The organism is Aestuariivirga sp. (assembly GCF_020252395.1).
Classification (GTDB): Bacteria; Pseudomonadota; Alphaproteobacteria; order Rhizobiales; family Aestuariivirgaceae; genus Aestuariivirga.
Genome location: NZ_JADCDB010000028.1, coordinates 80,841 through 103,891 on the forward strand (window position 1 = coordinate 80,841; position 23,051 = coordinate 103,891).

20 protein-coding genes are annotated in these 23,051 nt (G+C 65.7%); 7 read left to right on the forward strand and 13 right to left on the reverse strand.

Annotated elements, in window-relative coordinates; translation table 11 throughout:
• The first annotated feature begins 13 nt into the window (after positions 1–13).
• Entirely contained in the window at positions 14–478 is a 465-nt protein-coding gene (locus IOC82_RS13180) for a DUF3429 domain-containing protein (RefSeq protein WP_290546660.1), read from the forward strand.
• Here the strand turns inward: IOC82_RS13180 and pdeM are convergent.
• From pdeM to IOC82_RS13200, 4 genes are all read right to left on the reverse strand, one after another.
• The gene (gene pdeM / locus IOC82_RS13185) at positions 471–1,148 is read right to left on the reverse strand and encodes a ligase-associated DNA damage response endonuclease PdeM (protein WP_290546661.1); all 678 of its coding nucleotides are present in this window, start codon (positions 1,146–1,148) and stop codon (positions 471–473) included. The genes IOC82_RS13180 and pdeM overlap by 8 nt on opposite strands.
• Entirely contained in the window at positions 1,141–3,609 is a 2,469-nt protein-coding gene (locus IOC82_RS13190; protein WP_290546662.1) for a ligase-associated DNA damage response DEXH box helicase, read from the reverse strand. The genes pdeM and IOC82_RS13190 overlap by 8 nt, the downstream gene beginning before the upstream one ends.
• An 891-nt stretch (positions 3,610–4,500) precedes the next feature.
• Positions 4,501–4,914, reverse strand: a complete 414-nt coding sequence (locus tag IOC82_RS13195) for a tellurite resistance TerB family protein (RefSeq protein ID WP_290546663.1) — start codon at positions 4,912–4,914, stop codon at positions 4,501–4,503.
• A 24-nt stretch (positions 4,915–4,938) separates the two neighbouring features.
• Positions 4,939–7,749 (reverse strand): ATP-dependent DNA helicase, encoded by a 2,811-nt coding sequence (locus tag IOC82_RS13200; RefSeq protein WP_290546664.1) that lies wholly within the window; start codon positions 7,747–7,749, stop codon positions 4,939–4,941.
• 67 nt (positions 7,750–7,816) lie between these two features.
• Here IOC82_RS13200 and IOC82_RS13205 point away from each other — a divergent pair, with 67 nt between their 5' ends.
• Positions 7,817–8,668 (forward strand): dienelactone hydrolase family protein, encoded by an 852-nt coding sequence (locus IOC82_RS13205; protein WP_290546665.1) that lies wholly within the window; start codon positions 7,817–7,819, stop codon positions 8,666–8,668.
• A 205-nt stretch (positions 8,669–8,873) separates the two neighbouring features.
• Entirely contained in the window at positions 8,874–10,499 is a 1,626-nt protein-coding gene (locus IOC82_RS13210; protein WP_290546666.1) for a lysine--tRNA ligase, read from the forward strand.
• Here the strand turns inward: IOC82_RS13210 and IOC82_RS13215 are convergent.
• From IOC82_RS13215 to IOC82_RS13230, 4 genes are all read right to left on the reverse strand, one after another.
• Entirely contained in the window at positions 10,474–11,220 is a 747-nt protein-coding gene (locus tag IOC82_RS13215; RefSeq protein ID WP_290546667.1) for a helix-turn-helix domain-containing protein, read from the reverse strand. The genes IOC82_RS13210 and IOC82_RS13215 overlap by 26 nt on opposite strands.
• Complete coding sequence (locus IOC82_RS13220; RefSeq protein ID WP_290546668.1) at positions 11,162–11,686, reverse strand: cobalamin-dependent protein; 525 nt, start codon at positions 11,684–11,686, stop codon at positions 11,162–11,164. Before IOC82_RS13220 ends, IOC82_RS13215 begins: the two co-directional genes overlap by 59 nt.
• Before the next feature lie 70 nt (positions 11,687–11,756).
• Positions 11,757–13,235 (reverse strand): DUF4173 domain-containing protein, encoded by a 1,479-nt coding sequence (locus tag IOC82_RS13225; protein WP_290546669.1) that lies wholly within the window; start codon positions 13,233–13,235, stop codon positions 11,757–11,759.
• Positions 13,236–13,357: 122 nt separating this feature from the next.
• Entirely contained in the window at positions 13,358–13,993 is a 636-nt protein-coding gene (locus IOC82_RS13230) for a helix-turn-helix transcriptional regulator (RefSeq protein ID WP_290546670.1), read from the reverse strand.
• Positions 13,994–14,092: 99 nt separating this feature from the next.
• On the opposite strand from IOC82_RS13230, the gene IOC82_RS13235 reads away from it, so the two are divergent.
• A complete protein-coding gene (locus IOC82_RS13235) occupies positions 14,093–14,431 on the forward strand; it encodes a DUF952 domain-containing protein (RefSeq protein WP_290546671.1) in 339 nt (112 codons plus the stop codon).
• The gene (locus IOC82_RS13240) at positions 14,428–15,510 is read left to right on the forward strand and encodes a quinone-dependent dihydroorotate dehydrogenase (RefSeq protein WP_290546672.1); all 1,083 of its coding nucleotides are present in this window, start codon (positions 14,428–14,430) and stop codon (positions 15,508–15,510) included. The genes IOC82_RS13235 and IOC82_RS13240 overlap by 4 nt, the downstream gene beginning before the upstream one ends.
• Here the strand turns inward: IOC82_RS13240 and IOC82_RS13245 are convergent.
• On the reverse strand, positions 15,486–16,256 hold the full coding sequence (locus tag IOC82_RS13245; protein WP_290546673.1) for a transporter substrate-binding domain-containing protein: 771 nt from the start codon (positions 16,254–16,256) through the stop codon (positions 15,486–15,488). The two genes, IOC82_RS13240 and IOC82_RS13245, sit on opposite strands and share 25 nt — an antisense overlap.
• Positions 16,257–16,450: 194 nt before the next feature.
• Between IOC82_RS13245 and IOC82_RS13250 the strand changes: the two genes are divergently transcribed.
• Positions 16,451–18,160 (forward strand): glycosyltransferase family 2 protein, encoded by a 1,710-nt coding sequence (locus tag IOC82_RS13250; protein ID WP_290546674.1) that lies wholly within the window; start codon positions 16,451–16,453, stop codon positions 18,158–18,160.
• On the opposite strand, the gene IOC82_RS13255 is transcribed toward IOC82_RS13250, so the two are convergent.
• A complete protein-coding gene (locus tag IOC82_RS13255; RefSeq protein ID WP_290546675.1) occupies positions 18,072–19,796 on the reverse strand; it encodes a SulP family inorganic anion transporter in 1,725 nt (574 codons plus the stop codon). The two genes, IOC82_RS13250 and IOC82_RS13255, sit on opposite strands and share 89 nt — an antisense overlap.
• Positions 19,797–19,868: 72 nt before the next feature.
• Positions 19,869–20,702, reverse strand: coding sequence for a bifunctional allantoicase/(S)-ureidoglycine aminohydrolase (locus IOC82_RS13260; protein WP_290546676.1), 834 nt, complete (start codon positions 20,700–20,702; stop codon positions 19,869–19,871).
• A gap of 124 nt (positions 20,703–20,826) precedes the next feature.
• On the opposite strand from IOC82_RS13260, the gene IOC82_RS13265 reads away from it, so the two are divergent.
• Positions 20,827–21,465, forward strand: a complete 639-nt coding sequence (locus IOC82_RS13265) for a LysE/ArgO family amino acid transporter (protein WP_290546739.1) — start codon at positions 20,827–20,829, stop codon at positions 21,463–21,465.
• 2 nt (positions 21,466–21,467) lie between these two features.
• On the opposite strand, the gene IOC82_RS13270 is transcribed toward IOC82_RS13265, so the two are convergent.
• Entirely contained in the window at positions 21,468–22,766 is a 1,299-nt protein-coding gene (locus IOC82_RS13270) for a L,D-transpeptidase family protein (RefSeq protein ID WP_290546677.1), read from the reverse strand.
• A gap of 58 nt (positions 22,767–22,824) precedes the next feature.
• Positions 22,825–23,049: a hypothetical protein gene (locus IOC82_RS13275; RefSeq protein ID WP_290546743.1), complete on the reverse strand. Its 225-nt coding sequence runs from the start codon at positions 23,047–23,049 to the stop codon at positions 22,825–22,827.
• Between the last annotated feature and the right edge of the window lie 2 nt (positions 23,050–23,051).

Sequence of the window (23,051 nt, forward strand, 5' to 3'; positions counted from 1 at the left end):
CCAAAAGGCCTGCATGAGCAATCGCACCATTTCCGGGAATATCCCCGGCGCCGCCCTCGTTCCCGGTATTGCCGGCCTCATCCCTTTCGTGTGCGGCGCCGCCGCGCAATGGGTCAGCCTGCCGCTGCTCACGGCGGAGACGGGGCTCAAGCTCGCCATCCTCTATGGCGCGATCATTCTGTCCTTCCTGGGCGGCATCCGCTGGGGCACGGCCATCCGGCCTTATGATCAGGGCCGCCAGACGCTGGAATTCCCGGCCAGCGTGCTGGGCTCGCTCGCCGGTCTCGCCGCCGCCTTTCTCCCGCCCATTCCGGCGCTGGCGCTGCTGATCGCCGGCTTCCTGATGCAGGCGTTGTGGGACGTGATGAGCGTGGACGCCGGCCGCTTGCCTTCTTGGTTCGGCCGCCTGCGCATGATGCTCACCGCGGGTGCGGTGGTCTCGCTGATCGCAGCGCTTCTGGCGGTAATCGTTACCTGACCCGGGCGGCGGGAAAGCAGTGCACGGCCTGGTCGCCGATCATCCACACATGGAAGTCGCCGAACAGCCCCTTGAAGGCCTCTGACCGCACGCTCAGAGCTCCCGTATAGCTGCCGAAGGCCGGCATGATCAGCCGCCGGTGATCGGCAATGAAGCAGCGGCAGCGGATGCGGTGGCCGCGCGCATGGATCGCCGCGGCCGGGTGCAGGTGGCCGGAAATCTCCGCCTCGTCCGCGCGCAGCATTTTCGGCTGGTGGCGCAGGCTCACCGGCCCCAGCTCCATCTCTTCGATGATGATGCCGCCCACGTCCTCAGGTGGGGCCGGATCGTGGTTGCCGGTGATCCACACCGTCTCCACCCTCGCGGTGATCGACCGCAGCAGCGTGAGATCGGCTGCGTCGATGCGCTCGCGCGCGCCCTGGTCATGGAAACTGTCACCGAGGAAGATCAGCCGCCGCGGCCGCGTCGCCTCCAGCGCGGCCTCCAACTGCAGCAATGACTCGCGTGTGTCATAGGGCGGCAGGTGCACGCCGCGCCTGGCAAGGCTCGTGCCCTTTTCGAGATGCAGGTCCGCCACCAGCAGTGCGCTGAACTCCGGCGCGAAGATAGCCCCCGACAGGTCAGGAATGAAATCAATTCCGGAGAGCGTGATGCGGTGGGACCTAGACAAGCCGCATAGCCTCGTCGGCGAGGGCGTTCGCGGCTTCGGCGAGAAGGGCATCATGGCCCTCGCCGTAAAGCGATTCGCGGCCGATCTCCATAAGGATGGGCACGGAGAGCGGCGACACCGTGTCGAGCGCCTTGTGCAGGATCTGCCCCTTGACGCGCCTCAGCATGGCGCCCAGCCGGTGGGCGTCGATCAGCCCTTCCGCAGCATCGTCCCAGGCCGCGCGCAGCAGCAGGTGGTCAGGCTCATGCGTCCGCAGCACGTCATAGATCAGGTCGGTGTTCACGGTCATCTGCCGCGCCGTCTTCTCCTTCCCCGGCTGGCGTCTTTCGATGAGACCAGCAATAATGGCCGCATTGCGGAAGGTGCGCTTCATCAGTGCGGACTCCGCCATCCATGCCTCGAGGTCATCGCCCATCATGTCCTCGTCGAACAACCGCCCCAGCGCGACGCGCCCTGAAGACACCGCCAGCGAGAGGTCGCGCACCATCCAGATCACCAGCGCATATTCGGAGGCGACAAAGCCCAAGGGCTGCAGCCCCGCCCGCTCCAGCCGCCTAGTCAGCAGCATGCCCAGCGTCTGGTGCGCGAGGCGGCCCTCGAAGGGGTAGCACACCATGTAGTGCTTGCCGGCGCGCGGGAAGGTCTCGACCAGCATCTGCCCGGCCTTCGGCACCACCGAGCGGAAGCGCTGCAGCGACAGCCACCCGCGCACCTGCGGCGGCAGGTCCCTCCAGGATTTCGGGTCCGCCAGCATCTGCCGCACGCGCTCGGCCAGATAGGTCGACAATGGAAACTTGCCGCCTTGGTAGGATGGCACCATCGGCTCCTTGTCATTGGAGCGCGTGGCCAGCGCTCCAAACTCGTCCAGCCCCTCGAAGCGCAACACCTCGCCTGCAAACACGAAGGTCTGCCCGGCCGTCAGCTGGCTGACGAACCATTCCTCCACCTCGCCCAGCACGCGGCCACCCACCACCACGCGCTTGCCCAGCCTGCGCTTCACATGGGCGAGCCGCACCTTCAGCATCTCATCCTCGACGATGGTGCCCATGTTGAGCCGATAGGCCTTGGCAAGCCGCGGATGCGCCAGCCGCAACGTGCCGTCGGCCTGCGGCTTGAGTTTCGCGTAGCGCTCATAGGCCCTGAGTGCATAACCGCCGGTCGCCACGTAATCGATGGCCCTGTCAAACTCCGCGCGCGTCAGCTTGCGATAGGTCCAGGCGCTCGCCACTTCCGCGAAGAGTTCATCCGGGTGAAAGGGCCCGGCGCAGGCGCGGCCCAGGATGTGCTGCGCTAGCACGTCGAGTTTCATCGCCATCGGGTGTTCGGTGTCCTGCGCGTTCACCTCCGCCGCCTGCAGCGCCGCTGTGCATTCCAGCACCTCGAAGCGGTTCGAAGGCACCAGCAGCGCCTGCGAGGGCAGGTCCAGCTTGTGGTTCGACCGCCCGATCCGCTGCAGCAGCCGGCTCGATCCCTTCGGCGCCCCGACATGCACCACGAGGTCGACATCCCCCCAGTCGATGCCAAGTTCGAGCGTGGAGGTGCAAACGACGGCGCGCAGCTTGCCCTCGCCCATGGCGGCCTCCACCTTGCGCCGCTGCGCCACATCCAGCGAGCCGTGATGGAGCGCGATCGGCAGATTGCCGTCATTCGCCTCCCACAGTGCCTGGAACACCATCTCGGCTTGGCTGCGCGTATTGACGAAGATCAGAGTCATCTTCGCTTGGCCAATCGCCTCATAGACCTCCGGGATCGCATAGAGCGAGGAATGCCCGGACCATGGCACGCGCTCGACCGAGGAGAGAATGCGGATCTGCGGTTTCGCCCCCGGCTTTCCCAGCACCAGGGGCGCGGGCTCCGCCCCCGAAGGCATCAGCCAGGCCCGAAGTGCATCGGGGTCCGCCACCGTCGCCGAAAGCCCGATGCGGATCGCGCCGGGCGCATGGGCCTGCGCGCGGGTGAGGGCGAGTGACAGCAGCACGCCGCGCTTCGACGTCACCATCGAATGCAGCTCGTCGAGGATGACGGTCCGCAGTCCCCTCAGCAGATGCGCCGCATGCGGGTCCGCCACCAGCAGCGACACCTGTTCCGGCGTGGTGATCAGGATGTCCGGCGGCTGCTGCCGCTGCCGCTGGCGCCTGGAATGCGGCGTGTCGCCTGTCCGCGTTTCAACCGTCACCGGCAGCCCCATTTCCGCAATCGGCGCCTCGAGGTTGCGGGCGATGTCCACCGCCAGCGCCTTGAGCGGCGAGATGTAGAGGGTGTGGATGCCTGCGCCCGGTCCGCGCTCCGTGATCTCGGCGAGGCTCGGCAGGAAGCCGGCCAGCGTCTTGCCGCCGCCGGTGGGCGAGATCAGCAGCACGCTCTCGCGTGCCTCGGCATGCGCCAGAACGCCCAGCTGGTGCGCGCGGGGCGCCCAGCCGCGGGAGGCGAACCATTGGGTGAAGCGTGGCGGCAGGCTCATGGGCCTCTCTTTACCAAAAAAGCCTCTGCCTGAAAGTCAGTCCGACAAGTTCAAGGCCATAGCCAGGGGACTTGGGTGCGAAGACTCTGCTGTCCCTTTAGATGATGTTTTACAGCGAGCAGCGAAGCTTTCGACTGCAAAAAAAGGGAAGGGCCACAGTGAAGATTAGCCCTTCCCTCACTGCGTCAAAGTCTGAGGTCAGCGACGAATTTGTAACTTCGATGTGGGATGGGCTTGCTCATGAACTTCACGAACTTGCTTCCCCGAGTGGAGTCGGCGAGCGTTTCGTTGAAGCGGCGCTGCATTACTTCTGCGGCATGTTGGCCAGCTTCCCGGAACGCGTTCTCAGCTGTGTCGCTTGCTCCACAGATGGGACAGCGAACCATCTCGGGATCGGCATCAGCAACGAGTTCCACCGGCACCTTACAGCTACCGCAGAGGACTTTGCTCGTAGGTTCAGTCATTAAAGGCCCTTTCATGTTGGGCCAGACGACTTGACGAGACTCGGTCCTTGGAGTCTAAATAGAACCACTGCGAGCTCAGCCGTCGTCTGGCTGGCTTAATGGGTCAGGACGAGTGCGAATCGTCCTGACCCATCATAAATAGTGGCAGATTCCCCAACTGCATTCAAATACAGGTTCTCGCTACGTTCTTCCGGGCTTCAAGGTGTGTTTAAAACCGCTATAAGTTTGGGTTTGTCAAAGGTATAATCACCAATAAAGTTCATAGTATTATTTTATTCCTCTATCCGGCCAAAGGCTTGGCGCCGGCCCTTGCGGCTAGCGCATATTCCGATGAGATGGAACCATCTAATCGATAAGAACATGCGCCAGATCAAAAGCTTGAGCATGATCTTTTCGCAAAAGTTGTTCCACTTTTGCGGATCATGCTCTACCCCCGCTGGTAGCGCGCAATCGCCGAGCGCTCCAGCGCCGCGGTCACCAGCTTGTCCAGCCCCAGCGCATCGCGCAGCATGGCGAGGAAGCGGAGCTCCTCCTTGCCCACCGCGAGGTCGGAGGCGGCAACCTCCACCGCCAGCGCATAGGCCGTCTCGCGCAGCTTGGGGCTGAGCGCCCCCTTGATCAGGCCGAGGATGGCCTTCAGCCCCTCGCTGTCCTGCAGAATTTCACCCGCCTCCTGCGCCACTGTCACCAGCCGGTGCTCGTCGAAGTTCCGGAAGATCGGCAGGGTCTGCACCAGCTGGCGGATCTCGGCCAGTTCGATGGCGTTGATCTTGCCCTCCACGCCGGACATGGTGACCATGGTGTAGATGAGCGCCTGTTCAAGCGAGATGGTGCCGGGCATTCTGACCTCCTGAAGCCCTGACAGTTATGTGCTGGAGCGCGAATTGTCCAGTTGCCCACGCACAGCGCCAATCGTATCGGCCAGACCCAGCCGTGACACCGCGACACCCGGCGGAAAGGCCGTGAGGAAGCGCGAGGCCAGCCGCGGGTCGAGCACCACGAAATGGCCGCTATCGCCGGCGCGGCGGATCAAGCGCCCGAAGGCCTGGCGCAATCGCAGCCGCACCACCATGTCGGTATAGGCATTGCCGCCAAAGGCCTCCTTGCGGGCGCGCTCCAGAATGGTGGGCGTTCCCCACGGCACGCGGTCGAGCACGATGAGGCGCAGCGAATCTCCCGGCACGTCCACCCCGTCGCGCACCGCATCCGTGCCGAGGAGGCAGGCATCGCGCTCGGCGCGGAACATGTCGACGAGCGTTCCCGTGTCCATCAGGTCCACGTGCTGCGCATAGAGCGGAAGCCCCGCATCGGCCAGCGGCTTCACCAGCCGCTTGTGCACCGCGCGCAGCCGCGAGATGGCGGTGAAGAGGCCGAGGCCCCCGCCGCCCGCGGCGAGGAAAAGCTCGCGATAGGCGGCGGCCACCTGGTCCATATCCTCCCGGTTCACGTCTGTGACTACGATGACGCGGCTCACACCTGGATAGTCGAAAGGTGACTCCCAGCTCTCGCGTCTCACGGGGTAGGGCAGGTGAATGGCTCCGGTGCGCATCTCGGCATTGGCCCAATCGTCCGGCACGTCGGGCGGGCGGTCTTTCAGCGTCGCGGAAGTGATCACGATGCCGTCGGCCTGGCGCAACACGGCGAGCGCCATCGGCTCCGTTGGGTCCAGCCAGTGCGAGTGCAGCCCCACGTCATGCTCGCGGCCGAAGGTCTGCGCGATGTCAAACCATTCGACGAACAGCGGGTTATTCCCTTCCAGCAGCCGCTTCAGCATGTCTGCCCACGATCCAACCATGAGTTCGCCGCGCCTTTTGAGCGAGCGCGACACGGCTTCGATGCGGCCGCGGTCATAGGTGGAGAGGTTCTCGGCCTCGTCGTCGAGTTTCTTCGCCAGAGCATTGGCAAGGCTGGACATGGGTTTCTTCAGGTCCAGCAGCGCGCCCATCAATTCCTCCGCCGCTTCGGCGAGGCCATCGACCAGCGGCAGGCAGTCCGTCTCGATGGTGTGGCCGGAGCCCGCGTTTTGTTCGGCGCGCGCCAAGACCTGCTGGCGGACGAGGGAGAGAAAGTTCTCCGCCAGACCGTCAGGCTGGCCCGCCTGCACGCGCCTGATCCAGCCAGGGCCGGGCATTGCGAGCGCCGCGCGCAGCACCTGCTGCAGGAGCCTCTGGCCTGTCTCGTCCTCGCCGAGAAGATCGCCGATGCGGTCTGCCAAGCCCCGGCCGCGGCGGCGCTCGGCTTCGGGCCCTCTGATCCAGCGGCGCAGCTCGGCGGATTCGAGCGCGGTCAAGTGGCCGGAGAAGGCCGAGTCCGCGGCATCGAACAAATGGTGCCCCTCGTCGAAGACGATGCGGCGGATGCCGCCGGGGGCTGCTTCCTCTTCCTCGGTAATCGCGATGCCGAGCGCGTGGTCGACGGCGGCCTGGTGCAGGACGAGCGCGTGGTTGGCGATGACGATGGACGCATTGCGGCCGGCGCGCACCGAACGTTCGATGAAGCAGCGGCGGTAATGCGGGCAGGCGGAATAAATGCATTCGCCGCGCCGGTCGGTGAGGCCCAGCGACTGCGCGGTGACGCCGCGCTGCTCGCCATCGAGCGAGAGATCGTCGAACAGCGATAGTATCCACGAGGGGAAATCGCCGCCCACCATGTCGCCATCGCGCGTGAAGCGCGCCCAGCGCGAGATGAGCGCGGCGAGCAGCGCGGTGCGCGGGTTGGCGGAGGTGAGGCGCCCGAAGACTTCCTGCATGTTGAGAAGGCAGACGTAATTCTCCCGCCCCTTGCGGATGACGATCTGATCCTGCCGTTCCTCCGGGTTCCCGATGAGGCGGGAGGTCTCCTGGCCGAGCTGGCGCTGCAGGTTCTTGGTGTAGGTCGAGACCCACACGGGGGCGTTGTTTTTCTTCGCCCAGAGAAACGCCGGCGAGAGATAGCCCAGCGTCTTGCCGAGCCCGGTGCCCGCTTCGGCGAGCAAGATGTTGTTGATCTCTTTTGACTGGCGCGGCTGGAAGGCGAAGGTCGCCGCACCCGCATAGGCCGCCTGAGAGCCGCGTTGCTCTGACTCGGAGCCCAGCATGTCGCGCAGGAAGCGCTGTGCCTCTTCCGGCGCGATGGGGTCCTGCCGCCCGGGTGCGCGGCCGCCGTCTTCCTCCCATTCCTCGATGCGGTCCCAGGCATTGAGGCCGGTGGCGAAGCTGCCGGCGTCCATCTTCGGGTTCGCCGTCAGCAGCGCGCGCATCGCGGGTTCCGCCCAGGGCCACTTGGCGCGGGCGAGGAAACTGGCGTTCTCGGCCGTCTCGCGCAGCAGCGGGTAATGCTTGTTGGACAGGCGATTGAGCAGGTCTTCGGCGATGAGCCGCACGGTCTCCTCGTCGTCCTCGCCGGGATCAAGCGCCAGCGAGCGGGCGAAGCCCACCGGTGTTGGCGTGGCGAAGCGGGCAGGGCAGACGAAGGCGAAGAGCTCTGCCACGTCGAAGTGGCGCTGCTCGCGCGCCGCCCGCACGGCCGCACGCTGCGCCTGTGCGGCAATGCCAAGGCGCTCGATGAAGAAGGCGGAGTGGCAGATCAGATGCGGCCTCGCCGCCAGTTCCGCCAGCGCAAGCGCGGGCTCCATGGGCTCGCCCCCGATCACGGCGCCCATGCCGGACGCCACGGCGGTGCGAAGATGCGAATCCATTGTCATCCTGAGCTTGAGGGTCCACGTTTAGAGACTGAAACAGCTGAACGGAAGAGGAACGGAGCCTATGGAGCAGAAATTCATCGATCTCTTCGACCGCTACACCCATGGCGGCATGAACCGGAGGGACTTCCTGGAGCGGTTGACCGCGCTCGCGGGCTCCTCCGCCGCGGCAACCGCGTTGCTGCCGGTGCTCGAGAACAACTATGCCCAGGCGGAGATGGTGCCCGAGGACGACCCGACCATCATCGCCGAGGCCGCCGGGATCGCGCCGGGGATCAAGGGCTATCTCGTGCGCCCCAGGGCGGCGGGCACCTATCCAGCGGTGCTGGTTATCCACGAGAACCGCGGCCTCAACCCCCATATCAAGGACGTGACGCGGCGCATGGCCAAGGAGGGCTTCATCGCCTTTGGCGCGGATTACCTCACGCCGCTGGGCGGCACGCCCACGGATGAGGACAACGCGCGCGAGATGTTCAAGAACCTGAAGCCGGAGGAGGTGGTGGCCTTCAGCGCGGCTGCCGTCGCCGCGCTGGCGAAGATCGAGGGCGGCAACGGCAAGGTGGGGGCGGTCGGCTTCTGCTGGGGCGGCGGAGCGGTCAATGCGCTCGCGGTCACGGGGGACCCCAACCTCAAGGCCGGGGTCGCCTATTACGGCATGCAGCCCAAGGCTGCGGACGTGCCGAAGATCACGGCCCCCTTGATGCTGCACTATGCCGGGCTCGATGACCGCATCAATGCCGGCATCAAGGACTACGAGGCGGCACTGAAGGCCGATGGCAAGGTGTTCGAGGCGTTTGTGTATGACGGCGTGAACCACGCTTTCAACAACGACACCAATGCGGCAAGGTACAACAAGCTAGCGGCGGATTTGGCGTGGGGAAGGACAGTGGGGTTCTTCAGGAAGTATCTGGTGTGACGCATTATCCCGTGTCGTCAATCCCCACCCATTGACCGTCACCCGGCGAAAACCGGGGTCCCAGCTTTGGGCGGTCACCACGCGGACAGAGAGCTGGGTCCCGGCTTTCGCTGGGATGACGGAGTTAAGGGGCATGAGGCATGATTGACCCCGGACCCCGGCGTCCCTAAACAGCGGTCTCCCTCCAATCCGGAACAGCCGCCAGATGACCGCCGATCCCGCCCTTCGCGCCGCCGCAGAGAGCAGCAAGGCTTGGCCTTTCGAGGAAGCCCGCAAACTGGTGGATCGCGTCAAACGCACCGGCAAGCAGGAAGTGCTGTTCGAGACGGGCTATGGCCCCTCGGGTCTCCCTCACATCGGCACCTTCGGCGAGGTGGCGCGCACCACCATGGTGCGGCGCGCCTTCGAGCTGCTGTCGGACATCCCAACGCGCCTGCTGTGCTTTTCGGACGACATGGACGGCATGCGCAAGATTCCGGATACCGTGCCGGACCCCGCGGCGCTGAAGCCCTATCTGCACATGCCCTTGACCGCCGTGCCGAACCCCTTCGGCGGCGGCTACAAGAGCTTCGGCGACCACAACAACGCCATGCTGCGCCGTTTTCTCGATACATTCGGTTTTCAATATGAGTTTGCCTCGGCGACCGAATACTACAAGTCCGGCAAGTTCGATGCGATGCTGCTCCGCGCGCTGGAGAAGTTCGGCGACATCATGGGCGTGATGCTGCCCACGCTCGGCGAGGAGCGGCAGGCGACCTATTCGCCCTTCCTGCCGGTCTCGCCCTCTTCGGGCCGCGTGCTCTACGTACCGATGAAGAAGGTGGACGCGAAGGCCGGCACCATCACCTTCACCGACGAGGATGGAACCGACGTGACGATGGAAGTCACCGGCGGGCGCACCAAGCTGCAGTGGAAGCCGGACTTCGGCATGCGCTGGGCGGCCCTTGGTGTTGACTTCGAGATGTTCGGCAAGGACCACCAGACCAACGCCCCGGTCTATGACCGGATCTGCGAGATCCTCGGGGCGGAAGCACCCGAGCATTACGTCTATGAGCTGTTCCTCGACGAGCGAGGACAGAAGATTTCGAAATCCAAGGGCAACGGCCTGACCATCGACGAATGGCTGACCTATGCGGACCCGGAGTCGCTCGCGCTCTTCATGTACAACAAGCCGCGCGAGGCGAAGCGGCTCTATTTCGACGTGATCCCGCGCGCGGTGGACGATTACGGCGCCTTCCTCTCGGCCTATCAGCGCCAGTCGAACAAGCCTGATGACCGGCTGATGAACCCGGTCTGGCACATCCATGGCGGCAACCCGCCGGCGCCTGAGGAGGGCGGCATTTCCTTCGCGCTGCTGCTCAATCTCGCCGCGGTGGCCAATGCGCACGACAAGTCGGCGCTGTGGGGTTTCATCCGCCGCTATCAGCCGAACTTAAGCCCCGAGACGCACCCGCGCCTCGACCTACTGGCGAAGCATGCGCTAAAATACTTCGACGATTTCGTGAAGCCCAAGAAGCAATACCGTCCGCCCACGGAGGAAGAAGCCGCGGCCCTGTGCGACCTCGAGGCCGCGCTGGGCACTCTGCCGGAACATGCGGCGCCTGAGGAGATCCAGCAGAAGGTCTACGACATCGGACGGCGCGATCCCTACAAGACTACGCAGAAGGACGGCTCCGTGGGTGTGGGGCAGGGCTGGTTCAACATGCTCTACCAGGTGCTGCTGGGCGAGGAGAAGGGCCCGCGCTTCGGCTCCTTCGTGGCGCTTTACGGCATCGGCAACACACGCGCCCTCATCGCCCGCGCCGTCAGGGGGGAACTGGCGGCGGCGTGAGCAGGCGCGCGAAGTCCTCATCGACGGCGCGCCTGAGAACCGCGGCATAGGCCGCATGGTCCGGCATGCCGGCGGCGATGCGGCCCAGCGTTTCCCCGCCCTGCAGCGGCAAGAGCGCCAGAGGTGCTGCCACGGGAAGCAGCTGGGAGCCGCGGCCGGTTTGCAGCGTCGCCAGAATGCCGAACATTTCGCCCCGGATGAGTGGGCGTGACAGGATCGCCATGCGATATTGGCCGTGGCGGTTCGTCACCAGATAGACATGGCCCGTCTGATGCGGCACCGACACTGTGCCCGCCTGGGCATAGTCGCCATCCAGCCGCTCCCGCTCGCGGAAGGCGAGGCAGCCTTGCGCCGCGTCCCACTGCACCTCGGTGACATAGGCATAGATGCTGCCGCTGCCCGAGGATGAGGGGCGGAGTGTGAGATAGGCGCCCTCCATCCACTGCACCGCGGCCCGGCTGTAGGAACCGAGCCAGGCGGGGGCAACCTGCCCCGGCGTTGCTGACTCATGGCGGAGCTTGATGTCCAGCGCCTGCTCCAGGCGGATCAAGGTCTGTTCCGTTGGCGTCCTCTGCCCGGAGAGGAGTTTTTCCAGCGACGACAGGCTGACCTTCGCCATGGCCGCAAGCTGGGCGCGCGACAGACGGCGGCGGGCAAGCTCGTCACGGATGAGCTGTGCGGCCGGCCGCTGGCCATCCGGTGAGGGGCCTGGTTCTGACATGGCGAAACCATTCCCGATTCCGCTCGCCGGGGCAAGGCGCGGTTGCGAAAGGCTCCGCGGCCCAGCGGAACGCAATTCCCGGCACCCTCGCCAGCGGGCGGCGCGCGGCGAGTGCGGCCATGAGAGTCAAAATCGCCGTGTTGCACTGGCATCGTAGGGCGATGTCGATCTGCGGCGCTTCGCGCAGGATTTTCTCCCAGTGAAGGCGTGGATAGTCGCCGCCATGGACGATCGTGATGTTGGGCCACTGGGCACGGACTGCGGCGCAGACCTCCAGCACGACGGGGTGAGCCGAAGTCGAGCCCGAGTGGCCGATGAGCAGCGCGCCGGGAACATCGCGGCCGAGTTCCGTCGTGATGTCCGCCGTGGTCACAGCGTTGATGAAGCGCACGTCATGGCCGGCATCGCGCAACAGGTGGTGGGTCAACTCGGGCGCAAGCTGCGGCGTGAACAGTGCGATCTTCATGCTGCGGCTCCTGGCTGGAATTGTTTTTTCATGGGCAATCCGTGAAGCTGATCTCGGCGCGGGCAGGCAGTCAGTAGGCAGGCGTGATACCTCCGTTCGGGCGGTCGGGAAGGCGGTACGCGATGAGCGCGCCGCGCAAGGTCCAGGTTTGCCAGTGCGATTGGTGTCCCCGCAGCTGTTCAGTGAGCTGAGCGATGTGGTCGCCGGCGATCCAGAGCCGCGGGGGCGTCCCGGAGGCGTATGCGTCCGCAAGGCGGTGAAGCGCCGGCAGCGCGCTTGGTCCCAGCGATGCCATGTATGCCGTGTCATAATGGCCCGTTCTCAGGCCCCAGGCTGCATTGTGGTTTGCAACCACCGCCGCGAAGTCGGCGAAGCCCGAGGCCCAGAGCACAAGGAAGCCCGCTGTCAGATTGGCATTCACCAGCCAGAGATTGCTGCGGCTCAGGACGATGCGCAGCGCCACCAGAACGAGGCCGCAGGCGATGAGGCCCATCCAGATCAGGCTCGAGAGCCGCCACAGCGTCAGCCCATAGGCCTCGACGTAGAACCACAGCCGCGCCGTGCAGGAAGCAAGCAGGAAGCCGTTCTGCAAAATCCATAGATAGACAAGCAGGCGCACGGCGGGTGAGGCATTGGTGCGCGAGCCGGGCCATAGCGAGATGATGATCAGGCCTGCGGCGAGCAGCACGGTGATGATCAGCGTGAAGGCGCCCTTCTGGGCATATTGGGCGTAGCCGTTACCGGGCGTGCCCAGCACGCCGGACCAAAGGTACTGAGCATCGAGCAGATTCTGGATGAGGAACAGGCCGTTGAGCGCTGCAAGGGTGACGATCACCGTGCCGGGCGAAAACAGGGTTTCATGCCATGACGGCGCCTCTGCCTCCAGGACTCCCGCCGATGAGATGGTTGACGTTTTGATCACCGTGATGGCGAAGAGGCATTGCAGCACCAGCAGCGCCACGATGCCGGAGTAGACCCACAGCCAGTCGATCTTGATATCGAACAGCGCGGCAATGACCTCGGCGAAGGCGGTGTTCGACGTCATGAAGAGCAGGGTGAACACCAGCACCGAAAGGGCAGGCAGCACCGCCATACGCAGGTCGAACCGGGCGGGCAGTGCCGCTCGCGCAGCGGCACGGCCGCGTTCCACGGCCCTGGCGCTTTCCGCCGGTGAGACGATCAGTTGTCCAAGCAGCGACAGAAAGCTTGCCAGCATGTTGTGCAGGGAGCCGCCCCGCGCCATGAGCGCCAGCATGGCCAGCGTGAGCCAGGCCATGGCGAGGTTCAGCGGGCCTGGCTCGATGGCGATGGCAATCGTCACGCCTGCCGCCAGCACCAGCAGCAGCTTGAAGGCAGGATTCCGCTCCGCCCAGCGCAACGGTGTGCACAGCAACACCAGCAGCGCCAGCGGAAGCAGAGCAAGGATGCTGCCGGGGAGACCGGCCTGAGCTGCAATGCCCGTCAGCAGCGCCAGCGCCGGCAGCACCAGGGGGCGAATCGAAAAAGACCGTGGAAGGGGCGGGGTGCCGGCTGCTGGAACATCAGTCATGGTGATCCTCGATTTGCATCGGAGATCACAATGTGGAGGAGATCAGGGCACCCCTTCCATCACCGGTCCTTGCCGCTTCTTGCCAATTTCCTGCACAGACCGTGCAGGGGGTGGCAAACCCTTTACTGGCTCGCCCACATGATGCGGGCGATCCAATCCACGTCCTTCATGTCGAAGTTCTTGGTGGCGTGATTCGGATTGAAGGATGCGAGTTCGAGCGTCTTCGACGTCTGGCGCTGCATGACCTTGGCCATCACCTGGCCGTCATTGAGGCGGACCACCACGCGGTCGCCCTTGCGCACCGCGGCTGAGGGGGAGAGGATGATGATGTCGCCCTCGCGGTAGACGGGCAGCATCGAATCACCCGTGATTTCCAGCGCGTAGGAATTGGGGTCGGTGACGCCCGGCACCTCGATCTCGTCCCAGCCCGAGCCCGACGGGAAGCCCGAATCATCGAAGAAGCCCCCCTTGCCGGCCTTGGCGAGACCCAAAAGCGGGATCTGGCGCAGCTTCGGCGGCTGGCCGCGGCGGCCAATCAGCAGTTCGGAGAATTCCTCCATCGAGGCGCCGGAGGCCTGCAAGAGCCGCGAAATCGACTCCATGGTGGGCCAGCGCGGCCGGCCATCCGGGCCGTTGCGCTTCGAGGGGTTGAACGAGGTCGGATCGAGGCCCGACTTCTTGGCGAGACCCGAGGCCGAGAAGCCATAGCGCTCGGCAATCGTGTCAATGGCGTTCCAGACCTGCTTATGTGTGAGCATATTGCCCTCCGGTTGGGAGTAAACTTCATAATTGTAGGAAGCTATACCTTGTGTTGCGCCGATTGTCCAGATGCATTCGCGGGCTTAAGGTTCCCGGCCATGCGAATCCTGTATAAAATCCTTCCCGCGCCTCTGTGGCGGGAGGCGCGGACCCGCGGCCGGTTCGAAGGTTCCGCCGCCGACCACAGGGACGGTTTCATTCACCTCTCGACCGCGGCCCAGATGCGCGAGACGGCGGCCCGGCATTTCCCCGGGCAGGAGGACCTGGTGCTGGTGGGCTTCCGCGAGGAGGACTTGGCCGGGCTGACATGGGAGCCCTCCCGCGGGGGGGACCTGTTCCCCCATGTCTATGGCACGATCGATCCGGCGCTGGCGGTGTCCGAAGACGCGCTGCTGCTGGAGAATGGCCTTCACCGCTTTCCTGCAGGTGCGGCATGAAGCTTGCGGCGCTGGGCTTTTCCCTGGCCCGCCCTTTGCTTCATGCGCTTGATGCGGAGACGGCGCATGGGCTGACGATTCGCGCCCTCTCGCGCCTGCCGATGGGACACGCCCCCCTGGCCAACCCCGCCCTGGCGGTCGAGGCCTTCGGGCTCGGTTTTCCCAATCCGCTGGGGCTGGCGGCGGGTTTCGACAAGAATGCCGAGGCGCCGGACGCCGTGCTGGCGCTGGGCTTCGGCTTCACCGAAATCGGCACGGTGACGCCGAAGCCGCAGCCGGGCAACCCGCGGCCGCGGCTGTTCCGGCTGCCGGAGGACGGCGCGGTGATCAATCGCATGGGTTTCAACAACGAGGGCCATTCAGCTGCGCTCAGGCGGCTTGCGGCGCGGCAGGCGCGCGGCGGCATCGTTGGAGTCAATATCGGGGCCAACAGGGACTCAAGTGACCGGATCGGCGACTATGTGCAGGGCATCGCGGCCTTTGCGCATCTCGCCTCCTATTTCACCGTCAACATCTCGTCTCCCAACACGCCGGGCCTGCGCGGGCTGCAATCGCGGGCAGAGCTGGAGCAGCTGCTGGCGCGGCTCAACGCCGAGCGCGCCAGGCAGGCGCGAAAGCCCCCCATGCTGCTGAAGATCGCGCCCGACCTGCGCGAGGACGAATTGCAGGACATCGCGTCGGCCTGCGCCGGCGGGGCGGTCGATGGCATCATCGTGTCCAACACCACGCTGTCGCGCGAAGGCCTGTGCTCGCCCCATGCGCAGGAGCAGGGCGGGCTGTCCGGCCGGCCGCTGCTGCCGCTGTCCACGCGCCAGCTGGCGCGCATGTTTGTGCTCACCCGGGGCGAGGTGCCGCTCATCGGCGTGGGTGGCGTGCATGACGGGGCCTCGGCGCTGCTGAAAATCCGCGCCGGCGCGAGTCTGGTGCAGCTTTATTCCGCGCTGGTCTATCAGGGGCCGGGGTTGGTGACGTCGATTCTCGCTTATCTCTCGGCGGAGGCGGCGCGTGGCGGCCCGCTTGCGAGCCAGAGGGGCCGCGACGCGGAGGCGCTGGCTCACCAGGGGTCGAGCGGAACGTAAGTGCGGAGGATCTTGGCGGTGGCGCCGGCCGACTGCGCCTTGTCGAGGCCGTAGTCGAGGGCCTGCGCCAGTTCCGGCCTGTCGCTCCGCACCAGGAAGGCGAGGTTGCGGCTGAAATAGTCGAAGTCGGAATAGGCCCCGCCCAGCAGCCGGCAGCAATCGGCCGCGGCCTCGCCTGCCACCCAGTAGATGACCTGCAGATTGTCTCCGAAAATCGCATCGACCTCACTCGCCTTGAGTGCTGCGCCAGCCTTGGCGAGGTCGTCAAAGGTTGCGATGCGGGACGAGGCATAATAAGCGGCAAGCCAGCGGGCATGCACCGTGTCCTTGACGACGCCGACACGGCGTCCGGCGAGGCTGGCGGCGGAGGCCACATCCAGCGTGCTGGCAGCGTTCACGGCAAAGCGCCCCATGAGGCGGAAATAGGGCCTGGTCATGCGGGCGGCGGCGAGCGTCTTGGCGTCCAGCCGCGGTCCGGTCACCGCCACATCCGCCTCGCCGCGCTGCAGGGCGGGCAGGATTTCGGCAAAGGGCCGCACCTCAACGGTGCAAGCCAGCCGCGCCTCCTCGCAGGCGGCAATGGCAATCTCGACCGAGATGCCGGCGGGCGAGCCAGTGCGGGAGCGGAAGCTGAAGGGTGCGAAATCCTCGTCGGCGACGAGCCTGACGGAGAGTTTATCCGGCAGCCTTGGCCGGACCTGTTCCTCAGGGTTGCGGAAAAGCGGCGCCTGGAGGGCGGCAGGCACCTTGTCTCGCGCTTCTGCAATCGAAGATAGCAAAAGAAGCCCGAAAAACATCCGGCAGGTGGTAGAAAACTTGACGCTATGTCGCATTACTCAGCTATTGGCAGGTGCAGGCGGTGCTGTCGGAACACGATCCCCAAGGTTTTGGCGAGTCTCCCGCAGCACCCCTCACCATAACCGGGGGCGCGGGCGAAGTCTTGCCCCGTCTGAGCATCCCCGCCCTTTGCGACCTGATCCGCCGCCTGCCGAAGGAGGACCTTGAGGAGGCGCTGCGCACCCGCATCATACGCGCAGTGAGCCTGCCGGGCGTTGTGCTCCATGCCGCCTGCGGCAGGCAGGCGCTGCGCGAGGCGCGGGCCCGCGGCCTCGGCATCATCGGCTATGGCGAGCCGGCAGATTTCCTGGCCGCGGCGCGCGCCGTGCACCGGAGGCTGCTGCTGCACGAGGCAACCGCCGGGCTGGCCCGCCGCTGGCCCATGTTCTCCGCCCGCGGCGGGGTGAGAAGCGTGCAGGTGCTGGTTTTCGCCGTGCTGGCGGCGCTGTGCGTTCTGGCGTTTCTGCTGCTGCCCGGCGTGCTGTCCATCGCCGCGCTCTCCGCCGTCAGCGGGCTGTTCTTCCTGAGCGTCGTCTTGCTGCGCATCCTGTGCCTGTTGCCGCCGGTGAAACAGCCCGAGCCGCCGCTGCGTGACATCGCCGAGGATGACCTCCCCGTCTATTCCGTGCTGGTGCCGCTGTTCCGCGAGATTTCGGTTCTGCCGCAGCTGGTGGGAGCGCTGGGCGATCTGCGCTACCCGGCGGAGCTGCTCGACATCAAGCTGATCCTCGAGGAGGAGGACATCCCGATGCAGCGCGCCGTGGCGGCGCTGACGCTGGCGCCGCACATCGAGGTGATCGTGGTGCCCTGCGGCCTGCCGCAAACCAAGCCGCGCGCGCTGAACTATGCGCTGCAGTTTTGCCGCGGCGAACTGCTCACCATCTATGACGCGGAGGACATTCCCGACCCCGGCCAGCTGCTCAAGGCGGCACAGCGCTTCGCGGCCTCGCCGCGCGGGCTTGCCTGCCTGCAGGCACAGCTCACCTTCTACAATCCGCGGGAGAACTGGCTGACGCGGCAGTTCACGGCGGAATATGCAACGCTGTTCGGCGCGCTGTTGCCGGTGCTGGCCAACCACAATCTGCCGCTGCCGCTCGGGGGAACCTCGAACCACTTCCGCGTCGATGTGCTGCGCAGCGTGGGCGCCTGGGACCCCCACAACGTCACCGAGGATGCGGATCTGGGGCTCAGGCTGGCGCGGCTCGGCTATGACACGCAAGTGCTCGACAGCGTCACCCAGGAGGAAGCCAACACGCGGCTGGGAAACTGGATGCGGCAGCGCGCCCGCTGGCTCAAAGGCTTCCTGATCACATGGCTTGTCCACATGCGCGAGCCCGCGCTGTTCATGCGCGAGGTGGGCCCCTCCGGTTTCTGGGCGGCCCAGGTGCTGACACTGGGCGTCTTCGCCTCCGTGCTGCTGCACCCGTTGTGCATGCTGGCCATGGTGGCGCTCTGCGTGCTCTATCCGGCGCCGACCGGTGGCGCGGGCGTGGTGTTCATGCTGCTCGCGGGGCTGAACATGCTGGTGCTGCTCGCCGGCTATGGCGTCTCGATCCTGCTGACGCGGCGCGCGCTGATGCGGCGCGGCCTGAACGGCTGGCGCGGTACGCTGGCCAGCATGCCGCTTTACTGGATGCTGATGTCGGCGGCCGCATGGCTGGCGCTGTGGCAGTTCTTCACCAGGCCCTTCCACTGGAACAAGACGGAGCACGGGCTTTCCGCCGTCACGCCGGGGCAAGCTCGCCGTATTGCGCAAGCGCGTCCTCGATCGTGGCAGCGAAATTCACCGCGGGCGGGCGCACGCCATGGGTAAGCAGGCTGCGCCGCACATCGGCGTTGGCCGCGCTCACGAAGAGTTTCACGCCGCGCTTCCCCGCCTTGTGGGCCAGGCCTTCCATGACATTGGCGCCGGTCGAATCGAGGAAGGGCACGGCGGCGAAATCGACGATCAGCGCCTTGTGCGTGTCCTGGATGCGGTCCAGCACCGCGGCGATGGAGGCCGCGGCGCCGAAGAAGAAGGCGCCGGTGATGCGATAGACCACGAGTTCGGGATTGGCCTCCAGCGCCTCGTCATAGCCGCCGCGCGGCAGGCTCGAATCCGCCACGTCCTCGCCGACGAAGGGCGTCCGGGTTTCGACCGCGGTGGCCTTGGACATGCGGTGGATGAAGAGAACAGAGCCGAGCGCGAAGCCCACCACAATTGCCTCGGTGAGGTCGCGGAAGATGGTGAGGAAGAAGGTGGCGGCCAGCACCGCCACATCGCCCCAGCCGGAGCGGACGAGCACCGCGATCGCCGGCTTCTCGATCATGTTCCATGACACGACGGCCAGCACGCCGGCGAGCGAGGCAAGCGGGATAAAGGCCGCCAGCGGCGCGGCCACCGCCATGAAGATCAGGATGAACGCCGCATGCAGCATGCCGGAGACGGGGCCATGCGCGCCGGAGCGCACGTTGGTTGCCGTGCGGGCGATGGTGCCGGTGACGCAGAAGCCGCCGAACAGGGCGGAGCCGATGTTGGCCGCGCCCTGCGCCACCAGTTCGCAGTTGGAGCGGTGGCGGCGGCCCGTCATGCCATCGGCCACGACCGCCGAGAGCAGCGACTCGATGGCGCCCAGCAGCGTGAAGGACAGGGCTGCGGGCAGCACCTCGATGACCTTCGCCAGCGAGAGCGCGGGCAGGGCCGGCGCCGGCAGTGTTGAGGGTATGCCGCCGAACTTCGAGCCGATGGTGGTGACGTTAAGTTGGAACTTCCAGGTGACGAAGGCGGCGATGGCCACCGCGATCAGCATGCCCGGCCAGTGCGGCCTGACCTTCTTGAGGCCGATGATGATCGCCGCGGCGCCGAAGGACAGGGCCATAGCCCAGGGCGATATGGTGGGCAGCGCGGTCCACAGCACCGGAAGTTTCTGCAGCAGCGGCCCCGGTTCCGGCACGGAGAGGGTGAGGCCCAGGAGGTCCTTCACCTGGCTGGAGAAGATGATGACGGCAATGCCGGCGGTGAAGCCCACGGTGACCGGAAAGGGAATAAACTTGATGAAGGTGCCGAGCCGCAGGAAGCCCACCGCGGCAAGGAGAAGACCTGAGAGGAAAGTGGCGAGGATCAGCCCGTCCATGCCGTGCTGCGCCACGGTGGCGGAGACCAGCACGATGAAGGCGCCCGCGGGCCCGCCGATCTGGAAACGCGAGCCGCCGAGCAGCGAGACCAGAAAGCCGCCCACCGCCGCCGTGTAGAGCCCCTGCGCCGGTGTGGCGCCCGACGCGATGGCGATCGCCATGGAGAGCGGCAGCGCCACGATGGCGACCGTGAGGCCCGAGACCGCGTCGCTGCGCAAGTTCTTTAGCGTGTAGCCTTCGCGCAGCACCGTCACCAGTTTCGGCGTGAAGAGTTCGGCGAAGCTCGCGCCCCGCGGCTTGGGCTGGGAAGCGGGCGATACACTCTGGATGGACATGCCGGTGGAGCCTCGTTCGACAGCGCCCCTTATGCCACGTCAGCGCCAAGACTTCACCGCCGTTACCCATGCTCAGGGTGCAAACGGGCTCTTCAGCTTCATGTGGCGGTTCACGTCCTTGTAGAGCAGGTAGCGGAAGCGCCCCGGTCCGCCGGCGTAACAGGCCTGCGGGCAAAAGGCCCTGAGCCACATGAAGTCGCCCGCCTCCACCTCCACCCAGTCACGGTTCAGGCGGTAGACGGCCTTGCCCTCGAGCACATAGAGGCCGTGCTCCATCACATGCGTCTCGGCGAAGGGGATGACCGCACCCGGCTCGAAGGTGACGATGTTGACATGCATGTCATGGCGCACGTCGCTGGGGTCGACGAAGCGCGTGGTCGCCCACTTGCCCTCGGTGCCGGGCATGGCAATGGGCTTCACCTCCTCGTCCGACGTGACGAAGGCCTCCGGGCGCGGGATGCCGTCCACCGCCTCATAGGCCTTGCGCACCCAGTGGAAGCGCAGCGGCGCGGCGCTGCGGTTCTTCAGCGTCCAGTTTGCGCCCGGTGGGAGATAGGCATAGCCGCCGGCCGTGAGCCGATGCGCCGCGCCCTCCAGCGTAAGCGTCATCTCACCCTCGACCACGAAGAGCACGCCCTCGGCCTCCGGCGCCAGTTCCGGCTTGTCGCTGCCGCCGCCGGGGGCGACTTCCATAATGTATTGCGAAAAGGTCTCGGCAAAGCCCGACAGCGGCCGGGCAATCACCCAGGCGCGCGTGTTGTCCCAGAAGGGCAGCACGCTGGTCACGATATCGCGCATCACGCCCCTGGGGATCACCGCATAGGCCTCGGTGAATACGGCGCGTCCGGTCAAGAGCTCGGTCTGCGGCGGCAGGCCGCCATGCGGGGCGTAGTAGCTGCGGGTCATCGGAGGGTCCCGTGTTGTTTTGCATTGAGGGTAGAGCGGTGCTGTTTGCACCGCAAGGCTTGGAAAACTCACAGCGCATTATCGGAAGTCCTTAGCGCCGTTTCGTGCGGTTTGGGCTTTCTTGCTGCAGAGTCTCACCGTATGTGGAGCCATCCTCACCGCCCTCATTGCCGGCTTTCTCACGGGGTTCAGTCTCATCCTGGCGATCGGCGCTCAGAATGCCTTCGTGCTGCGGCAGGGGTTGCGGCGCGAGCATGTGGGGCTCGTCGTGGCGATCTGCGTGGTGTCGGATGGCTTGCTCATCATGGCCGGGGTCACCTTTCTCGGAGCCTTGCTGCCCTCGATCCCGGGATTGAGCGAAGTCATGCGCTGGGTGGGTGCGGCGTTCCTGATCTGCTACGGCGCGTTGCGTTTTCGGGCTGCGTTGAGAGGTGGCGAAAGCTTGCAGCCGTCCGCCGTGGAGGCAAGTTCTGCCTATCGCGTGGCCATGACCTGCCTGCTGCTCACCTGGGCCAACCCGCATGTCTATATCGATACGGTGGTGCTGCTTGGCTCGATTGCCGCGCAGTATGCGCCGTTTGACGTGCTGTTCGGCGCGGGGGCTGCAATTGCCTCGCTGGTCTTTTTCACGGCGCTCGGCTTTGGCGCACGGCTGCTGGCCCCGGTGTTCACCAGCCCGCGCGCCTGGGTGGCGCTCGAAGTGCTGATCGGATTGGTGATGTGGGCGATCGCCTTCGCCCTGCTGCGCGCCGGTCTGGCGTGACCTCAATACGTCCTGGGCTGCGGCTGGCCAAAGATGAAATCCGTGCCCTCGAGGCCGTAGACGTCGGGACGGAAGTTCACGCGGCCGTCGTCGGTGGCCCAGGCGGTGAGATACATCCAGCGCACGTCGGGGCCGTTGTCGACCGGCTGCTCGTATTGTTCGGTGGAGTTGATGAGGGCCTCGTAGGTGGGCCCGTCCAGCGGCGCCTGGGTGCGGTCGAGGATCCACGTCACCACCGTCTGCACCTGGTCGATGCGCACGCAGCCCGAGCTTTCGAAGCGCACGTTGCGGCCGAACAGCTCGCGGTGCGGCGTGTCGTGCATGTAGACCATGAACTTGTTGGGGAAGTTGATTTTCACCGACCCCAGCGAGTTGTGCGGCCCCGGCTCCTGGCGGAAGAAATAACGTTCCGGCGGCGTGGTGGTCCAGTCGATGATCGCGGGATCGACCTCGGGGCCTTCGACGCCGTCGAAGATGCGGATATTCATCTGCTGGAGATAGCTTGGGTCCGCCATGTACTTGGGGACGATGTCCTTCTCGACGATGGAGGCCGGGATCTTCCAGTAGGGATTGAAGTTGATGTCGCTCACCTTGGAGACGAGCGTGGGCGAGGGCCGGTCGAGTTTGCCCACCACGATGTTGTGGCGCGAATAGACATGGCCGTATTCGACCGTCTCGAGCTGGGCTGCCGGAATGTTGACGAGGATGGCGAAGTCGCCGGTCAGGTCCTGGGCATAGGCCTCGACGCGGGTGAGGTTCTCGCGCAGCATGCCAAGGCGGGTCTCGGCGGGCACGTTCAGTTCGGCGAGCGTCTTTTCGGCCGCGATGCCCGAGGGCAGGATGCCATGGTTGGTCTGGAAGGCCTTCACCGCATCCACCATCTCGTCATCGAAGACGGCGGCCGTCTCGGAGGATAGCGAGTCGAAGGGGAGATAATTCTCGCGGATCAGGCGCTGGCGCAGCGCGATCACGGCCTGGCCCTTGGCTCCCTTCTTGAGGGTGCGGGTTTCAAGCTCTTCCCAGCCGCCGCCCGCCACGATCTCCTCGTATATCGAAATCGCGCCTTGCATGGCGGAGACGGAGTTGGCGCCCAGCATTGGCTGCTGGTCCTGGCCCGCGACGATCTCCGTCTGGGTGGCAAGGCTGCCGGCCTTGGGTGACTTGTCGGGCTTCGCCTTGGCGGGGGCGGGCGTTGCGAGCGAGCCCGTCTGCACCTGTTGCTGGGCAAGCGCCACCGTGCCCAGGGCGAGGAGACTGCCCATGGCGAGAAGGCTGCGGCTGAGGGCGCGACGCGACAACACTCGTGAAATCCCCTTGAAATAGGTGCTTTTACACTCGGCGAATTGGGTAAATGGCGGCTTAAACCTGCAAAGTCCAGTCCCGTCTGGGAATCTTATAAAGGTCTTGTTCGGCAGGAATGGGGCAGCCGCCTTCCGCCTTCATGCGGCGCATGGCGGCCAGCGCCGAGGCATCGCGATAGCCCATGCCGTTGCAGTGCGGCACCTGGTAGAAGCGGTTCCGCGCCGTGACGGGGCCGATGCGGACGGACTCAAAGAGAATATCGTAGCGGGGATCGCGGGTCATTT

What these genes read in the sequence shown, in the direction of transcription:
- IOC82_RS13275 (WP_290546743.1), bottom strand. Translation starts at nt 23,049, where the DNA reads ATGACCCGCGATCCCCGCTACGATATTCTCTTTGAGTCCGTCCGCATC.
- IOC82_RS13255 (WP_290546675.1), bottom strand. Translation starts at nt 19,796, where the DNA reads ATGTCCATCCAGAGTGTATCGCCCGCTTCCCAGCCCAAGCCGCGGGGC.
- IOC82_RS13235 (WP_290546671.1), top strand. Translation starts at nt 14,093, where the DNA reads ATGCGAATCCTGTATAAAATCCTTCCCGCGCCTCTGTGGCGGGAGGCG.
- IOC82_RS13225 (WP_290546669.1), bottom strand. Translation starts at nt 13,235, where the DNA reads ATGACTGATGTTCCAGCAGCCGGCACCCCGCCCCTTCCACGGTCTTTT.
- IOC82_RS13230 (WP_290546670.1), bottom strand. Translation starts at nt 13,993, where the DNA reads ATGCTCACACATAAGCAGGTCTGGAACGCCATTGACACGATTGCCGAG.
- IOC82_RS13210 (WP_290546666.1), top strand. Translation starts at nt 8,874, where the DNA reads ATGACCGCCGATCCCGCCCTTCGCGCCGCCGCAGAGAGCAGCAAGGCT.
- IOC82_RS13190 (WP_290546662.1), bottom strand. Translation starts at nt 3,609, where the DNA reads ATGAGCCTGCCGCCACGCTTCACCCAATGGTTCGCCTCCCGCGGCTGG.
- IOC82_RS13240 (WP_290546672.1), top strand. Translation starts at nt 14,428, where the DNA reads ATGAAGCTTGCGGCGCTGGGCTTTTCCCTGGCCCGCCCTTTGCTTCAT.
- IOC82_RS13260 (WP_290546676.1), bottom strand. Translation starts at nt 20,702, where the DNA reads ATGACCCGCAGCTACTACGCCCCGCATGGCGGCCTGCCGCCGCAGACC.
- IOC82_RS13220 (WP_290546668.1), bottom strand. Translation starts at nt 11,686, where the DNA reads ATGAAGATCGCACTGTTCACGCCGCAGCTTGCGCCCGAGTTGACCCAC.
- IOC82_RS13205 (WP_290546665.1), top strand. Translation starts at nt 7,817, where the DNA reads ATGGAGCAGAAATTCATCGATCTCTTCGACCGCTACACCCATGGCGGC.
- IOC82_RS13180 (WP_290546660.1), top strand. Translation starts at nt 14, where the DNA reads ATGAGCAATCGCACCATTTCCGGGAATATCCCCGGCGCCGCCCTCGTT.
- IOC82_RS13215 (WP_290546667.1), bottom strand. Translation starts at nt 11,220, where the DNA reads ATGTCAGAACCAGGCCCCTCACCGGATGGCCAGCGGCCGGCCGCACAG.
- IOC82_RS13200 (WP_290546664.1), bottom strand. Translation starts at nt 7,749, where the DNA reads ATGGATTCGCATCTTCGCACCGCCGTGGCGTCCGGCATGGGCGCCGTG.
- IOC82_RS13195 (WP_290546663.1), bottom strand. Translation starts at nt 4,914, where the DNA reads ATGCCCGGCACCATCTCGCTTGAACAGGCGCTCATCTACACCATGGTC.